Annotated in this window: 14 protein-coding genes and 1 tRNA gene; 5 read left to right on the forward strand and 10 right to left on the reverse strand. The window is 66.2% G+C overall.

What is annotated here, in order from left to right:
- The first annotated feature begins 112 nt into the window (after positions 1–112).
- The 3 genes from EMB92_RS08590 (at position 113) to EMB92_RS08600 (ending at position 3639) form a co-directional block, all read left to right on the forward strand.
- On the forward strand, positions 113–895 hold the full coding sequence (locus tag EMB92_RS08590; RefSeq protein WP_043165161.1) for an ABC transporter permease: 783 nt from the start codon (positions 113–115) through the stop codon (positions 893–895).
- 322 nt (positions 896–1217) lie between these two features.
- On the forward strand, positions 1218–2288 hold the full coding sequence (locus tag EMB92_RS08595) for an ABC transporter substrate-binding protein (protein ID WP_043165159.1): 1071 nt from the start codon (positions 1218–1220) through the stop codon (positions 2286–2288).
- An 82-nt stretch (positions 2289–2370) separates the two neighbouring features.
- Positions 2371–3639, forward strand: a complete 1269-nt coding sequence (locus tag EMB92_RS08600) for a nucleoside hydrolase (protein WP_150394528.1) — start codon at positions 2371–2373, stop codon at positions 3637–3639.
- 189 nt (positions 3640–3828) lie between these two features.
- Here EMB92_RS08600 and EMB92_RS08605 read toward each other — a convergent pair whose 3' ends face one another.
- From EMB92_RS08605 to EMB92_RS11520, 6 genes are all read right to left on the reverse strand, one after another.
- A complete protein-coding gene (locus EMB92_RS08605; RefSeq protein ID WP_043165158.1) occupies positions 3829–4620 on the reverse strand; it encodes an isoprenyl transferase in 792 nt (263 codons plus the stop codon).
- A 5-nt stretch (positions 4621–4625) separates the two neighbouring features.
- On the reverse strand, positions 4626–5375 hold the full coding sequence (gene recO / locus EMB92_RS08610; RefSeq protein WP_043165155.1) for a DNA repair protein RecO: 750 nt from the start codon (positions 5373–5375) through the stop codon (positions 4626–4628).
- 15 nt (positions 5376–5390) lie between these two features.
- Positions 5391–7118: an alpha/beta hydrolase family protein gene (locus tag EMB92_RS08615; RefSeq protein WP_223847654.1), complete on the reverse strand. Its 1728-nt coding sequence runs from the start codon at positions 7116–7118 to the stop codon at positions 5391–5393.
- Positions 7119–7196: 78 nt separating this feature from the next.
- Positions 7197–8432, reverse strand: a complete 1236-nt coding sequence (gene ispG, locus EMB92_RS08620) for a flavodoxin-dependent (E)-4-hydroxy-3-methylbut-2-enyl-diphosphate synthase (protein WP_150394530.1) — start codon at positions 8430–8432, stop codon at positions 7197–7199.
- Complete coding sequence (gene dxr, locus EMB92_RS08625) at positions 8432–9613, reverse strand: 1-deoxy-D-xylulose-5-phosphate reductoisomerase (protein WP_150394585.1); 1182 nt, start codon at positions 9611–9613, stop codon at positions 8432–8434. Before dxr ends, ispG begins: the two co-directional genes overlap by 1 nt.
- Complete coding sequence (locus tag EMB92_RS11520) at positions 9613–11415, reverse strand: DivIVA domain-containing protein (protein ID WP_190973623.1); 1803 nt, start codon at positions 11413–11415, stop codon at positions 9613–9615. Before EMB92_RS11520 ends, dxr begins: the two co-directional genes overlap by 1 nt.
- Before the next feature lie 266 nt (positions 11416–11681).
- On the opposite strand from EMB92_RS11520, the gene EMB92_RS08635 reads away from it, so the two are divergent.
- Positions 11682–11755 (forward strand) — tRNA-Val (locus EMB92_RS08635).
- Positions 11756–12017: 262 nt separating this feature from the next.
- Here the strand turns inward: EMB92_RS08635 and EMB92_RS08640 are convergent.
- Both EMB92_RS08640 and EMB92_RS08645 read right to left on the reverse strand, forming a co-directional pair.
- On the reverse strand, positions 12018–12434 hold the full coding sequence (locus EMB92_RS08640) for a DUF3052 domain-containing protein (protein ID WP_043165149.1): 417 nt from the start codon (positions 12432–12434) through the stop codon (positions 12018–12020).
- Positions 12435–12506: 72 nt separating this feature from the next.
- Complete coding sequence (locus tag EMB92_RS08645) at positions 12507–13442, reverse strand: YlbL family protein (protein ID WP_150394531.1); 936 nt, start codon at positions 13440–13442, stop codon at positions 12507–12509.
- A 106-nt stretch (positions 13443–13548) separates the two neighbouring features.
- On the opposite strand from EMB92_RS08645, the gene EMB92_RS08650 reads away from it, so the two are divergent.
- A complete protein-coding gene (locus EMB92_RS08650) occupies positions 13549–15312 on the forward strand; it encodes a zinc-dependent metalloprotease (protein ID WP_150394532.1) in 1764 nt (587 codons plus the stop codon).
- A gap of 71 nt (positions 15313–15383) precedes the next feature.
- On the opposite strand, the gene EMB92_RS08655 is transcribed toward EMB92_RS08650, so the two are convergent.
- Together EMB92_RS08655 and EMB92_RS08660 are read right to left on the reverse strand one after the other, a co-directional pair.
- Entirely contained in the window at positions 15384–17444 is a 2061-nt protein-coding gene (locus EMB92_RS08655) for an ABC transporter ATP-binding protein (RefSeq protein WP_150394533.1), read from the reverse strand.
- Positions 17441–19237, reverse strand: coding sequence for an ABC transporter ATP-binding protein (locus tag EMB92_RS08660; RefSeq protein ID WP_223847655.1), 1797 nt, complete (start codon positions 19235–19237; stop codon positions 17441–17443). The genes EMB92_RS08655 and EMB92_RS08660 overlap by 4 nt, the downstream gene beginning before the upstream one ends.
- Positions 19238–19296: the final 59 nt, after the last annotated feature.

The following is a 19296-nucleotide window of genomic DNA, read 5'->3' on the forward strand; positions in this document are numbered from 1 at the left end:
TGACGCGGTTAGTCATGTCCGGCTGGCGCGCAGGCTCCTCACCTTACTGCTCCACGCCCCGGCATCAGGCGTCGGACAGGCCGGCGCCACGGAAGGCAAGGTGAACCCTTAAATGTCCATCGTCGCGCGCGTCAGACGCCGCATCCCCACCATCATCGCCGTCATCGCACTGTTCTCCATCTGGGAGGCGTGGGTGCGCATCGGACACGTGCCCTCGACGATGATCCCCGCGCCGAGCGAGATCGCGCAGGCCACCATCGAGGTGTGGCCCACGCTCGGACCGGCCGCCGCCGTGACCACCTACGAGGGTGTGACCGGCTTCCTGTTCGCCGTGCTGCTCGGCATTCTCATCGGCATCGGCCTGTACTGTTCGCGCGTGTTCAACGCGGCGTTCTATCCGCTGCTCGCCGCCGCGCAGACGATGCCGCTCATCTCCATCGCCCCGCTGTTCCTCATCTGGTTCGGATTCGAGACCGAGGGCAAGATCGTCATCACGGCCGTGTTCGGCCTGTTCCCCGTCGCCGTGCAGACCGTGCGCGGACTGGAGGCGGTGCCGCAGTTCTACGAGGACGTGGCATTGACCTGCGGCGCCACGCGCGTGTGGACGCTGTGGCATGTCAAGCTGCGCGTCGCCGCCCGCCAGATCTACGGAGGCATTCGCGTGACCGCCGCCTACATCTTCGCCACCGCCTCGACGGCCGAGTATCTGGGCGCGCGCAAGGGTCTCGGCATCTGGCTGCAGGCCGCGTACAACTCGTTCCGCACGCCGCTGATCTTCTCCGCCACGTTCACGATCATCGCGATGACGTGTCTGCTGCTCATCGCCGTGAACATCAGCGAGCGCGTGCTGCTCGGCCCGGTGGGCGAGGACACGGATCCGGATGCGGATCAGTGAGTGGTGAGTATCGGCCGCACGGCCGATACTGCGTTTCCCGCGGCCCATTCGGGCCGCTCATGCTTCTCTCCCCCACCCGGCTCCGGCCGGGAGCCCCCTCGTCAGAGTGGGCCGGTGAGAGAGGTAGTGCCTGTCTTCTATAATGGGGGGCGCTTGTCCGACGTGTGGCAAACGGCCTCTCCCCTTTTCTAGCGCTTCGACTGGGAGACGCCGGGGCGTCGGTCGGGCGGATCGTCAGGCCCTCCATATCGTTCTCTGCCGATCATCCGCCCGAAGCGTCACCCAGAGAACGATCGAGAGAACAACGAACTAGGGATTCATCATGAAGCACAGCCTTGTGAACAAGGCCATCGCCCTCGTGGGCGCCCTCGCCATGACCATCGGTCTTGCGGCGTGCGGCCAGAGCAACGACACCTCTTCCTCCTCCGCTTCGAACGGCGACCTCAAGAAGGTCACGTTCATGCTGTCCTGGGCTCCCGACACCAACCACATCGGCGTCTACGTCGCCAAGAACAAGGGCTGGTTCAAGGATCAGGGCCTCGACGTCGACATCGTGGCCGTGGCTCAGGCCGGCGCCGAGCAGGCCGTGAACAACGGCAACGCCGACTTCGCGCTGTCCAACCTCACCAACGTGGGCATGTACAACATCAAGGGCGCGCACCTCAAGCAGGTGCTGCAGGTCCAGCAGAAGCCGAGCGCCATCTGGTGCGCGCTCGCCTCCAACACGGCCATCAAGTCCCCGAAGGACCTCGATGGCAAGACCTTCGCCACGTTCGGCTCCAACGAGTCCGACGCCGTGGTGCGCCGCATGATCCAGACCGACGGCGGCAAGGGCGAGTTCGACAAGGTCACCGTCGGCACCTCCACGTTCCAGACGCTCCAGTCCGGCAAGGCCGACTTCGGCGGCTTCTACGCCACCTGGGAGGGCGTGCAGGCCGAGATGTACGGCCCGAAGCTCAACTGCTTCACCGAGCCCGACTACGGCGTTCCCGGCAACGCGGACGCCATCGGCGTGATCACCAGCGACAAGACCATCAAGGAGAACCCGGATCTGGTCAAGAAGTTCACGCAGGCCACGCAGAAGGGCTACGAGTACGCCTACTCGCACCCGGACGACGCCGCGCAGATCCTCGTCGACGAGGCCCCTGAGGCCAACCTCAAGGTCGACTTCGTCAAGAAGAGCATGCAGACCATCGTCGACGGCCAGTACTGGGGAGACCCGGCCAAGATCAAGGACGGCTCGTTCGTGCTCGGCACCAACGACTTCGTCGAACCGCAGAAGTACTTCGACTTCCTTGCCGAGGAGGACGCCTACACGGACAGCCACGACAAGGTGATCCACGAGGCGCCGAACACCAAGGACTTCGCCACCAACGAGTTCCTTGGCAAGTAGTCCCGCGATCCGGGAACACAATGAGCAGCAAAGCGCCCGTTCGCGGGCGCTTTGTCGTCACGGCACTGAAAGGAGACATGCCATGCCCCACTCCCCCACCCGCATCGTCGCCTGCGTCGACACCGGCGTTGACGACGCGATGGCGCTGGCGTATCTGCTCGCCTTGCCGCACGAATGCGAGTTGCTCGGCGTGCTCGCCGGCTACGGCAACGTGGACGAGCCGACCGCGTTCGCAAACACGCGATACGTGCTCGATCTGTTCGGCCATGCCGACGACGTGCCCGTGTTCCACGGCTCGACGCATCCCTCATGGGCCGACTCGTTCATTCCCGACGCCGGATGCGCCAAGTTCCACGGTACGGACGGACTGGGCGGATTGAGCGGCCGGACCGCGGTCCGCACCGACATCGCCGCACATGTCGTCACGGCGCATGGCCCGGCATGCGGCTCGCATCCGCAGACAGCACAATCCGCATGGCCCACGCATTCGCAGCCGCACGGCATCGTCTCGGTAGGAGGGTATCCACTGGACGACCCGCATGCGAATCCGGCCGTGCCGGCCGCCCCACCGCATGAGACCGGTATCGGAACCGTCACCGGGACCACCACCGATATCGCCGCCGAGCCGGCGGCACGACTCTCGTCGGAGCAGGACGTCCCCTCCGGCACCTGCGGCATCGACTTCCTCATCGAACAGGTGCGCGCATACGGGCACGACGTCACCGTGCTCGCCACCGGACCGCTGACCGACGTGGATGCGGCCCTCGCCAAGGCGCCGGACATCGCGCCGAAGCTGCGACTCGTGATGATGGGCGGCACGCTCACCCAGCCGGGCAACTGCTGGGATGCGGTCGCCGAAACGAACGTCATCCAGGATCCCGAGGCCGCGGACCGCGTGTTCCATTCGGGCGCGGACGTGACGATGGTCGGTCTCGATGTGACGCATCAGTGCCTGCTGTCCAGAGAAGCCGCCGCACGGTGGCGGGCCATCGGAGAGACGGCCGTCGGAGCCCGCGGTCGTTTCCTCGCCGGTCTCGCCGAGTTCTCCATCGCGGCGAATCTCGAGGCCGATCCGACGATCTTCGCCGGAGGCATGCCGCTGCATGATCCATTGGCGGCCGCGGTCGCACTCGACCCGACGCTCGTCGGCTGCTTCGACATCGCTTTGAAGGCCGAGACCGTGACCGGCGATTTCCACGGCGTGCGCGGGCGCACCACGGGAGACCCCGCGGGCCTCGTCACCCCGGACGCCCCGCGCGTCCACGTGGCCCTTCAGGTCGATGTGCAGCGGTTCCTCAAGGAATTCACCGACCGCCTGGCATCCCTATGCCGTTCCGGCTGCGTTTCCTAGGCACTTTTTGCATTTCCTAGGCAGGTGTCGTCGGAAACCGGATATGGAACCGACTCCAAAACATAAGGAAATCAAGACATTCCGAAACGTGGCTTCCAATTCAATGCGGACGGACCTGCCTAGGAAATGCAAAATGTGCCTAGGAAACGCGGTTTCTCCCCCAGTCAGCTCGCCGACAGGCCTCACGTCCTACTTCTTGACGCCGCCGAAGCGACGGTCGCGGTGGATGTAGTGGTCGATGGAGCGCCACAGGACCTCACGGCCGCAGTCGGGGAACAGTTCGGGCACGAAGTCGAGTTCGGCGTAGGCGGCCTCCCACGGCAGGAAGTTCGACGTGCGCTGCTCGCCGGAGGTGCGGATCACGAGGTCGCAGTCCGGGATGTCCGGATTGTAGAGGTGGTCGGCGATCATCTTCTCGGTGACGCGGTCGCCGGAGATGCGCCCGTCGCGCACCTCGCGCGCGATCGCGGCGCAGGCGTCGGCGATCTCCGCGCGACCTCCGTAGTTGATGCAGAACACCACGTCGATGACCTTGTTGTGCTTGGTGCGCTCCATCGCGACCTCAAGCTCGTCGATGACCGACTTCCACAGCTTCGGACGGCGTCCGGACCAGCGCACGCGCACGCCCCAGTCGTCCATCTGCGCGACGCGGCGGTGGATAATCTCACGTGAGAAGCCCATGAGGAAGCGCACCTCCTGCGGGCTGCGCTTCCAGTTCTCAGTCGAGAACGTGTACAGGCTCAGATAGCGCACGCCGGCCTCGATCGCGCCGGCGATCGTGTCGAAGACGACCGGTTCGGCAGCCTGATGGCCGTTGGTGCGGATCATGCCGCGCTGCTTGGCCCAGCGTCCGTTGCCGTCCATGATGACGCCCACGTGGCGAGGCACCTTGTCCTTGGGGAAATCGGGGATGCGCGAAGGGTCGGAGAATGGTGCCGCGGGAATGTCCAGCGAAGTGTAGTCGACGTTTTCGAAAGCCATGACTGTCAATCTAGCAGTCGCATGGAACGTAGGGGGCGTTCGAGATAGTACTCGGCCCATTCCTCCACTTCACGTTCGGTTTCCTGCGCGAGCTCGGTGCCGTCGAGCGTGGCCCAGTCGCCGTCGACGAGCGCGCGCAGCTGCGTGAGCGCGAGCGGCGAGAGCCGGTGCGATTCGGGCGTGTGGTCCTTGCCGCACATGAGACCGCCGGCCGGCATCGACAGGTACATGCCGAAGGCGAAGCCGTTCGATCGATCATCCATCGCGGGCCTCTCCCCGCACACCACGCAGGTTCTGAGGCGCGGCTCCCAGCCGGCGAGCGCGAGGGCGCGCATCACGTAGGACGAGGAGATGTGCGATGGCGCGTGCGCATGCCTGGCGAGCGCGTTCAACGCCCCGACGAGCAGCCGGTATTGTCCGGCGACGCGCTCCTCCTCGGTGCTCACGAGCTTGTCGACCGTTTCGACGATGACGTTCGCGGCGGTGTACGCGTCGTAGTCGGCGCTAATTGGACCGGCGTAGGCGGCGATCGATTCGGCCTGCGAGACGACGTCGAGCGAGTGTCCCTGCGCGATGAGCAGGTCGGCGCGCATGAACGGTTCGAGGCGCGCGCCGAAGCGCGATTTGGTGCGTCGCACGCCTTTGGCGACGGCACGCACCTTGCCGTGGCCTCTGGTCAGCAGGGTGATGATGCGGTCGGCCTCCCCCAGCTTCGCGGTGCGCAGCACCACCCCTTCATCCCTGTACAACGGCATGGGCGATTGATCCCCTCAGTAGACGAACAGGCCCCAGAAGGCGAAGAAGAACAGCACGTGCAGCATCGTGACGGCGGTGAGCCAGAACAGCACGCGGCCGAAGCGCGTGGTGGCGAGCACCGGTTCGGCGCCGCTGACCACGCCGCGGATCGATCCCGCCCGCGGCGGCCATGCGAGGATGCCGCGTTCGGTGGCCACTTCGATGAGCCGAGCGAACACGCGCGACCACGCCCAGACGACGAGCGTGCACACGATCTGAATGACCGGCCAGCTCCACCACATGACCCCGGGCTCCTCGGCCGGCGCGGCGCCCCATGCGAGCCTGACCACGCCCATGATGACCTGCCCCAAACCGGAGGCGAACAGCAGCAGCGTGGCCATCGTGGTGACGGCGAGGGTGATGAGGGCGTTGCCGAATCCGTGCCGGAATCCCAGCCCCGGGTAGCGCACCCCGCGGTTGGCGCGGCGCAGTCGGAACGCCGCGTGCCGCCACAGCGCCGCAAGCCATGCGAGCGCCGTGGCGACGAGCAGCACCAGCATTCCCGCGTGCAGGATCGCGCCATAGACGGTCAGCGACCGTCTGGGCGTCAGATCGTCGGGCACGGCGATCGACTGGTAGATCACGTCGCCGGCGACGCGCTCGCTGGTCTGCGTGAGCCCCGCGACCGTACCCAAGGCCCATGAGGTGACGTCGTCGACGTACTGGTCGGCGAACTTCGTGCCGGTCTCCGCCTCGTCGCCGACGCGCAGCACGTGGTTGGCCACCGGGTAGCTGCGTACGGTGACGTCCCAGTTGCCGGCCCGATGCGCTTCGAGGAGGATGTGTTTGACGCCTTCGACCTGTGCGGTCATCACGTCCTTCGACCCGTAGGCGACGAGCGTCGGTATCGCGTAGGCGTGCGATTCGGGCAGGTCGAGGTCGAAGTTGGTCAGGCCGAACAGGGCGGTGTCGGCGTTGAACACGCGCCGGACGATCGACTGGTAGCCGTCGTTGGCGCCGACGAGCGCGAAGTCCTGGGAGATGAAGAAGCCGAGCGATCGGCGGGGCGTGAACACCATCGGGCTCAACAGCACCTGGAAGGCGATGTCCGGATCGTCGGCGAGCAGGTACTGGCTGATCCACGTCGATTCGCTGGTCGCGTAGATGCCGACCTTGTCGACGTCCACGTTCTCGAAGCCTCGCAGCAGGTCGATGGCGGCGTCGTAGACGCGCGCGGACGCCGGATAGTCGCGGGTCACGTCGGAGGTGGACCAGACGGGCTTGTCGATGACGGCGGTGACGAATCCGGCGGAGGCGAGCGTGGTGGCCATGTCGCCGAACGAATTGTATGCGGTGCCGAATCCGGCGCCGTGCATGAAGACCACGCCCGGACGCCTGACCGGTTTGCCCGAGGCCTCGACCGGCTCGCGTATCAGCACGGTGATGGTCTGCGTCTCGTCCGCGCCCGACCCCTGCACCTTCCAGGTGGCGTCCGCGTCCGGATCCACGGCGACGCTGCGAGGCCCGCCGACCTGCGTGCCGTCGCGGCGCATGGTCAGTTCGATGGCTCGCTCCTCGACTTCGTACGTGCCCGCGCGGTCGAGCGTATGCCCGCCCACGCCGCCCGCGTCGCCGTCACCGGCCGCCGCGTCCGTGTCGAACGTGACGGCCGTGTCGTCGGTGAGCGTGGCGATGGTCTGTCCGGTGGGATCGTTGTTCCACGGGACGGTGGTGAGGTTGGAGACGGAGACGAGCAGGCCCATCAGGATGATGAAGATGGGCAGGCTGACCGTCAGCCGACGCCAGAAGGACCACGGGGCGGGATAGGTCAAGGCGCGTCCTCAGCCGTTGCGGCGGTTGGGATGCTGGATGGGCACGACGACCGGGCCGGTGGAGCCGTCCGGCACCTTGCCTTCGGCCTCCATCTGCGCGGCCATGTCGTTGGCGATCTCCAGCAGCGTGTCGACGATCTGATCCTCGGGCACGGTCTTGATGACCTTGCCCTTGATGAAGATCTGGCCCTTGCCGTTGCCGGAGGCGACGCCGAGATCGGCCTCGCGCGCCTCGCCGGGGCCGTTGACGATGCAGCCCATGACGGCCACGCGGATCGGGGCGGTCACGTTTTTGAGGCCCTCAGTCACGGCGGAGGCGAGCTGGATGACGTCCACCTGCGCGCGTCCGCAGCTCGGGCAGGAGATGATGTCGAACTTGCGCGGGCGCAGGCCCATGTATTCAAGCAACTTGCAGCCGACCTTGACCTCCTCGACCGGAGGCGCGGAGAGGGAGACGCGGATCGTGTCGCCGATGCCCTCGGCGAGCAGCGCGCCGAACGCGAGGCACGACTTGATCGTGCCCTGCCATTGCGGACCGGCCTCGGTGACGCCCAGATGCAGCGGCCAGTCGCCCTTCGAGGCGAGCAGACGGTAGGTCTGGACCATGGTGATCACGTCATGGTGCTTGACGGAGATCTTGAAGTCGTGGAAGCCGACGTCCTCGAACATGTGCGCCTCCTTCAGCGCGGAGGCGACGAGCGCCTCGGGCGTGGGGCCACCGTACTTGGCGTACAGCTCCTTGTCGAGGGATCCGGCGTTGACGCCGATGCGCAGGGAGATACCCGCGTCGGTCGCGGCCTTGCAGATGTCGGGGCCTACCTGGTCGAACTTGCGGATGTTGCCCGGGTTGACGCGCACGGCCGCGCATCCGGCGTCGATCGCCTGGAACACGTACTTCGACTGGAAGTGGATGTCCGCGATGACCGGGATCGGCGACTTCCTACAGATCTCGGGCAGCGCGTCGGCGTCGTCCTGGCTGGGCACGGCCACGCGCACGATGTCGCAGCCGGCGGCGGTCAGCTCGGCGATCTGCTGGAGCGTGGCCGGCACGTCCGCGGTGAGCGTGTTCGTCATCGACTGGACGGAGATCGGCGCCCCTCCGCCGACCGGCACCGGGCCGACCATGATGCGGCGCGACTTGCGACGCGGGTGCAGCGGCGACTCGCTCGTGAGCGTGACCGGGTCGCCGGTCTTGCGGAACGGTTTGGAAACGGGATCGGTACTCAACGTGTTCAACGTATTCATCACTGCTTGTCTATCAGGTCGTCTGCGCGGCGGCGGGCCTCGCGCTCGAGCTGTTCCATTTCCTCCACGTCACGGAACAGCGGGTCGCCTCGCAGTTCGGCGTCCATCTGGTCGAGCACGGCCTTGACCGTGTCGACGATGCCGAGATACGGGAGACGATGGTCAAGGAAGGCATGCACGGCCTGCTCGTTGGCGGCGTTGAGGACCGCGGTGTGCTTCTCCGACGCCATCAGGCAGTGGCGCGCGAGCGAGACGGCGGGGAACGCCTCGTCGTCGAGCGGCTCGAACGTCCACGAGGCCGCCTTGGTCCAATCGCATGCGGCGGCCACGTTCGTCATGCGATCCGGCGCGGACAGGCCCAGCGCGATGGGCAAGCGCATGTCCGGCGGCGACGCCTGCGCGATGGTGGCGCCGTCGACGAACTCGACCATCGAATGCACGATGGACTGCGGGTGGACCGTCACGTCGATGCGATCCGGCGGCACGTTGAACAGGCGCGACGCCTCGATGACCTCGAGGCCCTTGTTCATCAGGGTGGACGAGTTGATGGTGACGACCGGACCCATGTTCCACGTGGGGTGGTGCAGCGCCTGCTCGGGGGTGATGTCGGTCATCTGCTCGCGCTTCATGCCGCGGAACGGGCCGCCGGAGGCGGTGACGATGAGGCGGGCGACCTCGGCGTGCGTGCCGGAGCGCAGCGACTGCCAGATCGCGGAGTGCTCGGAGTCGACCGGATTGATCTGGTCCTCGCGCACGCGCGCGCCGAACAGGAGGTGTCCGCCGGCGACGACGGACTCCTTGTTGGCCAGAGCCAGTTGCGATCCGGCCTTCAGTGCGGCGATCGACGGTTCGAGACCGATCGAGCCGGTGATGCCGTTGAGGACGACCGAGGCGCCGAAACCGGCCATCGCGACGACGGCATCGTGGCCGGCCTGCACCTGCGTGTAGGGGGCGCCGGCCTGATTGAGGGCCTCGCGCAGTTCCTTGACCTTGGACGTGTCGTTGATGACGACCTGCGGCACACGGAAGCGAGCCGCCTGGCGGGCGAGCAGATCGATGTGCGAACCGCCGGCCGCAAGGCCGACGATGGTGAATCGTTCGGGATGACGGGAGATGACGTCAAGAGCCTGGGTGCCGATCGAACCGGTAGACCCGAGTACGACGACGGTGTTGCTGTGGATCACTGTTCCTTCTTTGTCGTGTCCTGTATGTCATCCGACATGTTTCCGTTGATGGACGGGAACGAGAGGTCGGGGATGCCGAGATCGTGGTTGTTGGCCGACAGCAGCGAGAAGGGCGGCTGCGGGGGTTGCGTGGAGCCGCGTTCCGGCTTCGCGGCGGGCGCGAAGGACGGGATCGCGGCGGACGTGGAGACCGACGGTGAGGTGGATGATGGGGCGGGCGATGCCGTGGCGGAGGACGCGACGGGCGCGGACGGCGCCGAGGCCGGGGCGGACGGCGTGACCGCCGGCATCGAGGTGAAGGTGTTGGGCACGTCGAGGCTCGGCATGTGCGGCTCGAACGGGGAGGTGCCGTTCACCTTCGGAAACTCCTGGGAGGCCTCGGCCATCTGCGCAAGCGCATTCAGCGAGGAGGTCGTGTACTTGTCGTCCGACTGTGCGGGAACCGGGGATGCCGGTTTCGGCGATGCGGACGGGGTGAGGGACGGGGACGGCGGCGTCGCGAACGACGGCGGCATCTCGATCGGAGCCGTCGGCGTGGTGTACGACGCCGGCGCCGACGTCGACGAAGGCGTCACGGGTGCCGCGGTCGGGATCGTGACCGAAGCCGCGGGGGCGAAGGACGGCGTAAACGTCGGCGAGGATGTCACGGGTGCCGCGGTGACCGGGACGACGGGAGAGACGATCGGAGCAATCGGGGCGACCGAGACGACCGAGGCAGTCGATGCGGTCGGGGCTGTGGCGGAGGTCGCGGGCGCGGCCGAGGCGACCGGGAAGAGCGGCGCCACCGGAGTCGATGCGACCGACGCGACCGGTTCGGCTGGCGGCACGGACGGTGTCGACGCCGATGCCGTGGCCGATGCCGAGAACAGGCTCTGCTCGGCCTGGCTCAGCGCGTTGAAGCTTGCCGCCTCATCGGCCTTGACGGATGGCGCGTAGCCGTGCGGGGTGTCGTCGTCGCCGTCGGTCGAACGGCGTCGGGCGTCGGCGGAAAACAGGGGCGCGACCTGTCCGCCGGCGATCGCGGTGGCCGACTGCGCGGCGGAGGATGCAGCGTTCGCAGCGGATGCGACGGGTTGCGCGGCGGATGCGATGGACGCCTCTGCCTCCATCGGCACCGCGCGGGGGCGCGGCTGGGAGCCGATCGAGGCGGCGGAACCGTCGGCGGCGCCGTCGGCGGCGATGTAGTCGGAGATACGGTCGAAGGATTCGATGCGGCTCAGCAGCTCCACGCAGGAGTTGAGGAAGTAGTCGACCTGACGCTCGTCATAGCCCTTCCTGCCCTTGCGCTGGGTGAACACGGAGTCAGCCACGTAGTCGGGGGTGATGACGTCGAGCTTGGGATCCTTCTCGGCGCCGTCCACGCCGAGTTCGGCGGCGCATTTGTCGACGATCCGGTCGATCAGACGATCGACCTGCCTGCGATCGTAAGAGGGGGACTTGCCCCGCCCGGGCGCGAACCGCTCGCCCTCCCCCCGGTCGGCATGGCCGGCGATCTCGCGGTACAGCTCCTCGGTGCGCGCCTTCCACGCCACGCGACCCTGTTTGGAGATCTCCCATGTGGTCTGCTTGTCGACCACCGCGCGCTCCAGCCTGGCGAGCGCCGCATCGACCTGCGCGATGACGTATCCTCCCCTCTTCAATTCGAAGGACACGTTCTGAATGTCCTGCTGGGTCAGCTGCGCGTCGTCGCTCTCGTACAGCTTGTGCGCCTTATCCAGAAACTCGTCCACCTGGTCGGGGTCGTATCCCCACTTGCGCTTGCCCGCCCTGGGGATTCCGGCTTCGGATTGCTGCGCCATGGGCTTCAAACCTCCTCAAGGAACATACGATACTGTGTGCCACATTACGTGACTGTTGAGACGCATGAGCGCATTCGGCGTCGATCAACAGGGAAATATCACGGCGTTTTCACCACCGGGCCGCCGTTTTCCCGCCGACGACGGCTCCCAATAGGGGTGTTTCCTCCACTGACCGGCGCTTTTCGCGTTGCTTCCCCCATCCGGCCCCATTCGCCCCCATCAGGCTTGCGGCTTGTGCCCGGGTTGCGCTATGGTTAAATGTCTGCGGGCGATTAGCTCAGTTGGTTAGAGCGCCACCTTTACACGGTGGATGTCACAGGTTCGAGTCCTGTATCGCCCACATAGGATAAGGCCCGGAACCGCAACGGTTCCGGGCCTTATCCGTCCAGTAGGATGGCGCTGTGACAACATCGTGACAACGAAAAGTCACGCGGCATCCCCCGCCATCCTGTCGAGCGCGTCCACCACGTCCTCGAGATCGCTGTCGAACAGGTCGGCGTACCAAGGTCATCGCCGGCGAACGGACATGCATGTCACGTTCGCGTCAAAACTCATCCTGCGGGATTCGGTGGGACCGGTACCGCAGGGGAACAGAAAGACGCTCAGCGGCCCTTGCCGAAGGCGCGCAGGCGGATGCCGTTCCAGTCGGGGCTGACGGTCAGCGGAGTCGCGGCGTTCATGCCGGCGGTCTTCGCGGCGGACTGGACGGTCGAGGAGCTGGCGGCACCCGGGCGGCCGGGCTTGGGGGTCAGGACCCACAGCGGACCGTCGTTGCCGACGACCGCGTACGCGTCGACGATCGTGTCGGACAGCTCGTCCTCGTCATCGCCGTCGCGCCACCACAGAATCACGCCGTCCACGGCGGAATCGTAGTCCTCGTCGACGAGATCCTCACCGGTCAGATTCTCGATCTTCTCCCTGATCGAGTCATCCACGTCATCATCCCACAGCCATTCCTGCACGATGTCGCCGGGCTTGAAGCCAAATTCCTCTGCGTTCTGTGATGCGGTTTCATTCACGAGAGTCAAGAATAGCAACACACGACGAACAGCGGCGTTAACACGCGATTAAATCGCTGAAATATGGGACGGCTACCGCTTGGTCTGCTTGTCGACCGTGTCGACCGTGCAGTGGGGCAGGGAGTCGCCCTTGCCCTGGCCGATCGCGACGAGCGCGTCGTACGCCTCGTCGAGCGTCGAGACCTTCACGTCGCGCAGGCCGGATGGCACGTGGCCGACGACCTCGCCGCAGTTGGCCTCGGGAGCGAGGAACCATGTGGCGCCGTCGCGCTTGGCGCCGAGCATCTTGAGCCTGATGCCGCCGATCGACCCGACCTTGCCCTTGGCGTCGATCGTGCCGGTGCCGGCGATCGTCTTGCCGCCGGTCTCGTCGGCGGGCGTAAGCTTGTCGATCAGGCCCAGCGTGTACATCATGCCGGCGGACGGACCGCCGATGTCGTCGACGTGCATCGAGACCTTGAGCTTGGACAGATCGGCGCCCGTCAGACCGGCCGATTCGGCGACGTCCGCATTCGCTGCAAGGAAGCGTTCGGCGGCCTTGATCGCGTTCGACTGCGAGCTGGACATCTCCTTGTCGGTCTCCTTCTTGTACTCCTCCGTCGTCTGGCCGACCGGCACGACGGCCTCGCGCGGCATGACGACGCGATCGGGGGCGATCCATCCCCACAGCACCTCGGCGTTGGTCACCGGATAGCCGGGCACGCCGTTGGCGGAGACGGTGACGAGCAACAGCTTGCCGGAGTCCTTGTGCGTGTCGGCGCCGGAGACCTGAATCACCTGGTCGTCGACGGACTTGCCGTCGCCGCCGACCGTGCCGAGCACATCGCGCGTCGGCCCGGGCCATTCGACCGAGTAGGCGCTCGGCAGGCACATCACCAGCACGCACAGGGCGACGGCGAGGAAACCTGCGAGGAATCGGGGCGAGCGGGTGGTCAGGTACCTGCCGATTGCGGCCGGGATCTTCGGCACGCGGCGCAGGATATCGACGATCGAATTCAGGAACGGCATACCGCGCATGATACCAGCGCTTGCTTTACGCGGAAAAACATGCGGCCGGACGCCTGTGCCCCCTAGAATGGCAGGAAAAGACCGCGAACGACCAAGAGGTTCCGATATGGACGAGAACGCAATTCACGAGTGGCTGATCAAATGCTTCGGCCCGGTCCAGGGCGAGATGGCGTGGCAGCAGATCTCCCAGCTGCCCGATTCGATCCGCGAGCAGCTCATGAGCCAGGATCCGAGCACGCTGCCGAATCCGGCCGAGGTGCAGCAGATGATGGCCGCGTTCACGGCCGGCGGCCTCAACACGATGGGAGACATGGCCCACGTGGTCGAGGAGGGGCCGATCAACGTGAAGCTCGCCAAGTCGCTGGCATTGCAGCAGGCGAACGCGAATGGCTCGCGCACGTCGGTCTCCGCCGTAGAGGGCGGTGAGGTGCGTCGCGCGATGAGCGAGGCGAACCTGTGGCTCGACACCGCATGCGAGTTCGATCCGGCACCGGGAGAGGCGCAGGCGCTCACCCGCGCCGGCTGGGTGGAGGGCACGCTGGAGGCGTGGGCGAAATTCGCCTCCCCCGTGGCCTCGTCGATGGGCGACGCCCTGGCCGCGGTGATCTCGGAGCGTCTGGGCGATGCGTTCAACGGCGAGGTCGCCGGCATGTTCGCCGGTCCGATCCCGATTCCGATCCCGGACGGCATGAAGGATCCGAAGCAGCTGGTCAAGCTGCTGGGCAACACCTCGTTCGCGATGCAGCTGGGCAACGCGGCCGGCACGCTGAGCCGCGAGGTGCACGGCGGCTTCGATCAGGGCATCGCGCTGCTGTCCAATCCGGCGGGCGCACTGGTCGTTCAGAACGTCGAGGAGTACACGAAGCAGCTCAACGGCGAGGCCGGGGACGGAGTTGAGGCCGGCGACGTCGGTGCCGGTGATTCCGCCAGCAATGGCACCGGCAATCCGATCGGATTCACGTCGGCCGCCGCCCCGCAGACCGAATCCAAGTCGGACAGTGTCGACGGCACCGACGCCGAGGGCACCGGCACGCCGCATCACCCGGCGTCCGACCCGCAGACCGAGGCGCTGTTCGCCGAGATCGTGCGCCCGAACGACACAATTCCGGCCGACGAGGTCATGTCGTTCCTCGCCCTGCGCGAGGCCGCGCACGCACGCCTCTACTCCGCGGTGCCGTGGCTGATGCCGCGCTTCGAGGCGCTGCTCGGCAAGTACGCGCGCGGCATCTCCATCGATCTGGACGCGATGGAGGAACAGCTGCGCGACGCGGGTGCGCTCGACGCCGATTCGATCTCCAGTGCGGTGAACCTCACGAAGGTCGGCATTCCCGATACTCCCGAGCAGAAGGAGGCGCTGCGCTCCATAGAGACCATGCTCGCGATGGTCGAGGGATGGGTCGATTGCGTGGTGTGGCGCGCCGGCATGGCGCACCTGCCGCACATCGAGCAGCTGCGTGAGATGATGCGCCGCGAGCGTGCGACCGGTGGCCCGGCCGAGCGCACCTTCGAAAGCCTGCTCGGTCTGGAACTGCGTCCGAAGCGCATGCGCGAGGCGGCTGCCCTGTGGGAGATGATCACCTCCGCCGAAGGCAACGAGGGGCGCGACGCGAAGTGGTCGCATCCGGATCTGCTGCCGACGCTGGCCGATGATGCCGCGACGGCCGGCACGGCGGGAGCCACCGCCGGCTCGGATGCCGATTCCTCCGACTCCGTCAAGGGGGAATCCTCCTCCCGGTCGGGTGCGGAGGGCTCCCCCGCACCCGGTTCCACCGGCACCGATTGGGACGCCGAACTCTCCAAGCTCCTCGGCGAGGAGGGGAACGGCTCCGACGATTCCGACGGCTCCAACGGCTCCTCAGACAACCGGTAGACCACATACCCGCTAGTCACCACCTGCGGCCATCCGCCCCGCCGGTGGTGACTAGCGGCGACTAGCGGCGACTACTCGAGCTCGACTGCGCCGGTGTAGAGCTGGTAGTACTCGCCCTTCAGGGCGATGAGCTCGTCGTGGTTGCCGCGTTCGATGATGCGGCCATGGTCGAGGACCATGATCACGTCGGCGTTGCGCACGGTGGACAGACGGTGGGCGATGACGAACACCGTGCGTCCCTTCATCAGCGCGTCCATGCCGGCCTGCACGACCTCCTCGGTGCGCGTGTCGATCGACGAGGTGGCCTCGTCGAGGATCAGCGCCGGGGAGTCGGCCACGGCGGCGCGGGCGATCGAGATCAGCTGGCGCTGACCCTGCGACAGGCCCGAGCCGTCGCCCTCGAGCACGGTGGAGTACCCCTGCGGCAGCATGCGGATGAAGCCGTCGGCGTTCACCAGCTTCGCCGCGGCGATGCACTCCTCGTCGGTGGCGTCGAGTCGACCGTAGCGGATGTTGTCCATCACGGTGCCGGTGAACAGGTTCACGTCCTGCAGCACGATGCCGAGCGAGCGGCGCAGATCGGGCTTGGCAATGTTCTTCACGTCGATGCCGTCGTAGAGGATCTGGCCCTCCTGGATGTCGTAGAACCGGTTGATGAGGTTCGTGACGGTGGTCTTGCCGGCACCGGTCGCGCCCACGAGCGCCATCTTCTGGCCCGGCTTGGCGAACCAGGTGATGTCGTGCAGGACCGGCTTGTCGGGGTTGTAGCCGAACGTGACGTCGGTGAAGCGCACGTCGCCCTGCAGCAGGGTGAGACGCCCGTCGGGCGAGGTGATGGCGTGCTCCCTGGCCTTCAGGGCAACCTCACGGGCCTTGCCGTGCAGCTTCTCGGCGGCCTTGATCGAACGCGTGCCGTCGTCGCCGGCCTCGCGCTTCCACGCCCAGTGGCCGGTCTCATGATCGACCTCGCGCATCGTCACGCCGTCCTCGTCGAGTTCGACGTTGACGAGCGTCACGGTGCCGCCGTCGGTCTCGACCGGCTCGTCCATCAGCGCGAAGATGCGGGATGCGCCGGCCAGGGCCATCATCACCATGTTGAGCTGCATGGAGACCTGTCCGAGCGGGTTGATGTACGAGCGGGACAGGGTCAGCAGGGAGACCAGCGTGCCGATGGTCAGCGGGCCGGAGCCGGACAGGCCGAAGTTGCCGACGCCGGACAGCGCCATCGCGCCGCCGATGATGGCGAGCAGGATGTAGAGCACGTAGCCCATGTTGCCGACGACCGGCATCGTGACGTTGCCCCACGTGTTCGCCTCGGCGGATGCGGCGAACAGCTCGTCGTTCTTCTCGTCGAAGGTCCTCTGCGTGGCGTCCTCGTGGTTGAAGACCTTGATGACCTTCTGTCCGTTGACGGACTCCTCGACGAACGCGTTGACGTCGCCGATCCAGCGCTGCTGCTGGACGAAGAAGCGTCCGGCGCGGCCGACGATCGCCCTGATGATGAAGAACAGCATCACGGTGAACGCGAGCACGAACAGGGTCAGCGGCACGGACAGCCACAGCATCGAGATGACCGCGGCAAGCGCGGAGATCAGCGAGGCGAACATCTGCGGGAACGACTGGCTGATCGCCTGACGCAGGGTGTCGGTGTCGTTGGTGTAGTGGCTCATGATGTCGCCGTGCTCGTTGGTGTCGAAGTAGCGGATCGGCAGCTTCTGCTGGTGGGCGAACATGTCGTCGCGGATCTTCTTCAGGGTGCCCTGCTCGACGGCGACGATGAGGTACTGCCATGCCCACGACGCGACGATGCCGGCCACGTACAGGCAGCCCATCAGGGTGATGGCGCGGATCAGCGGGTTCCAGTCGGGGTTCGTTTCGCCGACCATCGGGATGATGTACGTGTCGATGAGCGACTGGAGGAACAGCGCCGATCCGGCCTGCGCCACCGCGCCGATGAGGATGCATGCGACGATGGTGACGACGTGCCAGCGGTAGGAGAGGATGTAGCCGAAGAGGCGCTTGGTGGTGCCCGGCGCCGGCTTGCCCATGGCCGGCTTGCGGCCGGCGAAGGTCTGCTTGTCCTGCGCGTCGCGGGTGTCGCGGGTGTCGCGCTTGGTGTCGTTGCCGCTCATCGGGTCTCCTCCTTTGCTTCCTGGTCCTTTGCTTCCTGTTCGGCCTGTTCGAGCCGGTCGAGTTCGGCCTGTCCGGCGGCGGTGTTGCGGGTCTGCGACTCGTAGATGGATCGGTATTCGTCGCAGGTCTTGAGCAGCTCGTCGTGCGTACCGCGCGCCATGATGCGTCCGTTGTCCATGACGAGGATCATGTCGGATTCCTGCACGGAGGCGACGCGCTGGGCGATGATGATCTTCGTCGTGTCCGGGATCTCGTGGTGGAAGGCCTCGCGGATGAGCTTGTCGGTCTTCGTGTCGACGGCCGAAGTGGAGTCGTCGAGGATGAGGATCTTCGGCTTCTTCAGGAGCGCGCGGGCGATGCACAGACGCTGGCGCTGGCCGCCGGAGACGTTGGTGCCGCCCTGTTCGATGTACGTGTCGTAGCCCTTGGGGAACTCGCTGACGAATCCGTCGGCCTGCGCGAGCTGGCAGGCGTGGCGGATCTCCTCGTCCGTGGCCTGGGGGTTGCCCCACTTGAGGTTCTCGGTGATCGTGCCGGAGAAGAGGATGTTCTTCTGCAGCACCATCGCCACCTGATCGCGCAGGGTCTCCAGATCGTAGTCGCGCACGTCCCGGCCGCCGACCTTGAGGCAGCCGCCGGTCACGTCGTAGAGGCGCGGGATGAGCTGGACGAGGCTCGACTTGGCGGAGCCGGTGCCGCCGACGATGCCGACGGTCGCGCCGGACGGGATCGTCAGGCTGATGTCGTCGAGCACCGGCTTCTCGGAGTTGTCCGAGTAGCGGAACATGACGTGGTCGAATTCGATGGAGCCGTCGGCGACCTCCATGACCGGGCTGGCCGGGTCGACGACGGTGCTCTCCTCCTGCAGCACCTGGCAGATGCGTTCGGCGGAGGCCTGGGAGATGATGATCATGACGAAGATCATCGAGAGCATCATCATGGCCATGAGGATCTGCATCGCGTAGGTGACGAGGGCCGTCAGGTCGCCGGTGGTCAGTCCCATGGCGGCGTTGTTGCCGGAGGCGACGATCTGCTGGGCGCCCATCCACGAGATCATGATCATCGAGGCGTAGATGCAGAACATCATGATCGGGCTGTTGAAGCTCATGATGCGTTCGGCGAGCTTGAAGTCCTTGAAGATGCGCTGCGAGATGCGATCGAACTTGGAGACCTCGAAGTCCTCGCGGTTGTAGGACTTGACCACGCGGATGCCCTGCAGGTTCTCGTCGACGACGTTGTTCAGGGCGTCGTACGTGTGGAACACGCGCTCGAAGACCGGATGGACGAGCACGGCGAGTCCGCACAGGCCGATCGCCAGAATCGGGATGCAGGCGAGGAACACCATCGAGATCGACGGGGAGATGCGGAACGAGAATATCCAGGCGACGATCACCATGATCGGTGCTCTAACGCCCATGCGGATCATCATGCCGTACGCCATCTGCAGGTTCGTCACGTCGGTCGTCAGACGGGTGATGATCGAGCCGGTGGAGAAGCGGTCGATGTTGGTGAAGCTGAACGCCTGCACCTTCTCAAACTGGTCGTGGCGCAGGTTCCTGGCGAAGCCGGCGGCCGCGATCGCCGCGAACTTTCCGGCGAGGAAGCCGGTGATGAGCGAAACCGCCGAGCAGCACAGGAGGATCAGACCGAACTTGACGATGGCGTTCATGTTGCCGCCGGTGACGCCCTGGTCGATCAGCGAGGCCATGACCGTGGGGATCACGATCTCCAACACGCTCTCGACGACGACGAACAGCGGCGTCAGCAGGCTTTCCTTCCTGTATTCGCGCATCGATCCGGCCAGTGTGCGGATGATGTGCTTCGGCCTGGCGGGTGCCACGGCCTTACGGG

The organism is Bifidobacterium callitrichos, assembly GCF_008698085.1.
GTDB classification, from domain to species: domain Bacteria; phylum Actinomycetota; class Actinomycetes; order Actinomycetales; family Bifidobacteriaceae; genus Bifidobacterium; species Bifidobacterium callitrichos.

Excerpts from the sequence above, each read along its gene's own strand:
- EMB92_RS08590 (WP_043165161.1), top strand. The coding sequence starts at position 113 with ATGTCCATCGTCGCGCGCGTCAGACGCCGCATCCCCACCATCATCGCC.
- EMB92_RS08595 (WP_043165159.1), top strand. The coding sequence starts at position 1,218 with ATGAAGCACAGCCTTGTGAACAAGGCCATCGCCCTCGTGGGCGCCCTC.
- EMB92_RS08600 (WP_150394528.1), top strand. The coding sequence starts at position 2,371 with ATGCCCCACTCCCCCACCCGCATCGTCGCCTGCGTCGACACCGGCGTT.
- EMB92_RS08605 (WP_043165158.1), bottom strand. The coding sequence starts at position 4,620 with ATGGCTTTCGAAAACGTCGACTACACTTCGCTGGACATTCCCGCGGCA.
- recO (WP_043165155.1), bottom strand. The coding sequence starts at position 5,375 with ATGCCGTTGTACAGGGATGAAGGGGTGGTGCTGCGCACCGCGAAGCTG.
- EMB92_RS08615 (WP_223847654.1), bottom strand. The coding sequence starts at position 7,118 with ATGGGCCTGCTCGTCTCCGTCTCCAACCTCACCACCGTCCCGTGGAAC.
- ispG (WP_150394530.1), bottom strand. The coding sequence starts at position 8,432 with ATGAATACGTTGAACACGTTGAGTACCGATCCCGTTTCCAAACCGTTC.
- EMB92_RS11520 (WP_190973623.1), bottom strand. The coding sequence starts at position 11,415 with ATGGCGCAGCAATCCGAAGCCGGAATCCCCAGGGCGGGCAAGCGCAAG.
- EMB92_RS08645 (WP_150394531.1), bottom strand. The coding sequence starts at position 13,442 with ATGCCGTTCCTGAATTCGATCGTCGATATCCTGCGCCGCGTGCCGAAG.
- EMB92_RS08650 (WP_150394532.1), top strand. The coding sequence starts at position 13,549 with ATGGACGAGAACGCAATTCACGAGTGGCTGATCAAATGCTTCGGCCCG.
- EMB92_RS08655 (WP_150394533.1), bottom strand. The coding sequence starts at position 17,444 with ATGAGCGGCAACGACACCAAGCGCGACACCCGCGACACCCGCGACGCG.
- EMB92_RS08660 (WP_223847655.1), bottom strand. The coding sequence starts at position 19,237 with ATGCGCGAATACAGGAAGGAAAGCCTGCTGACGCCGCTGTTCGTCGTC.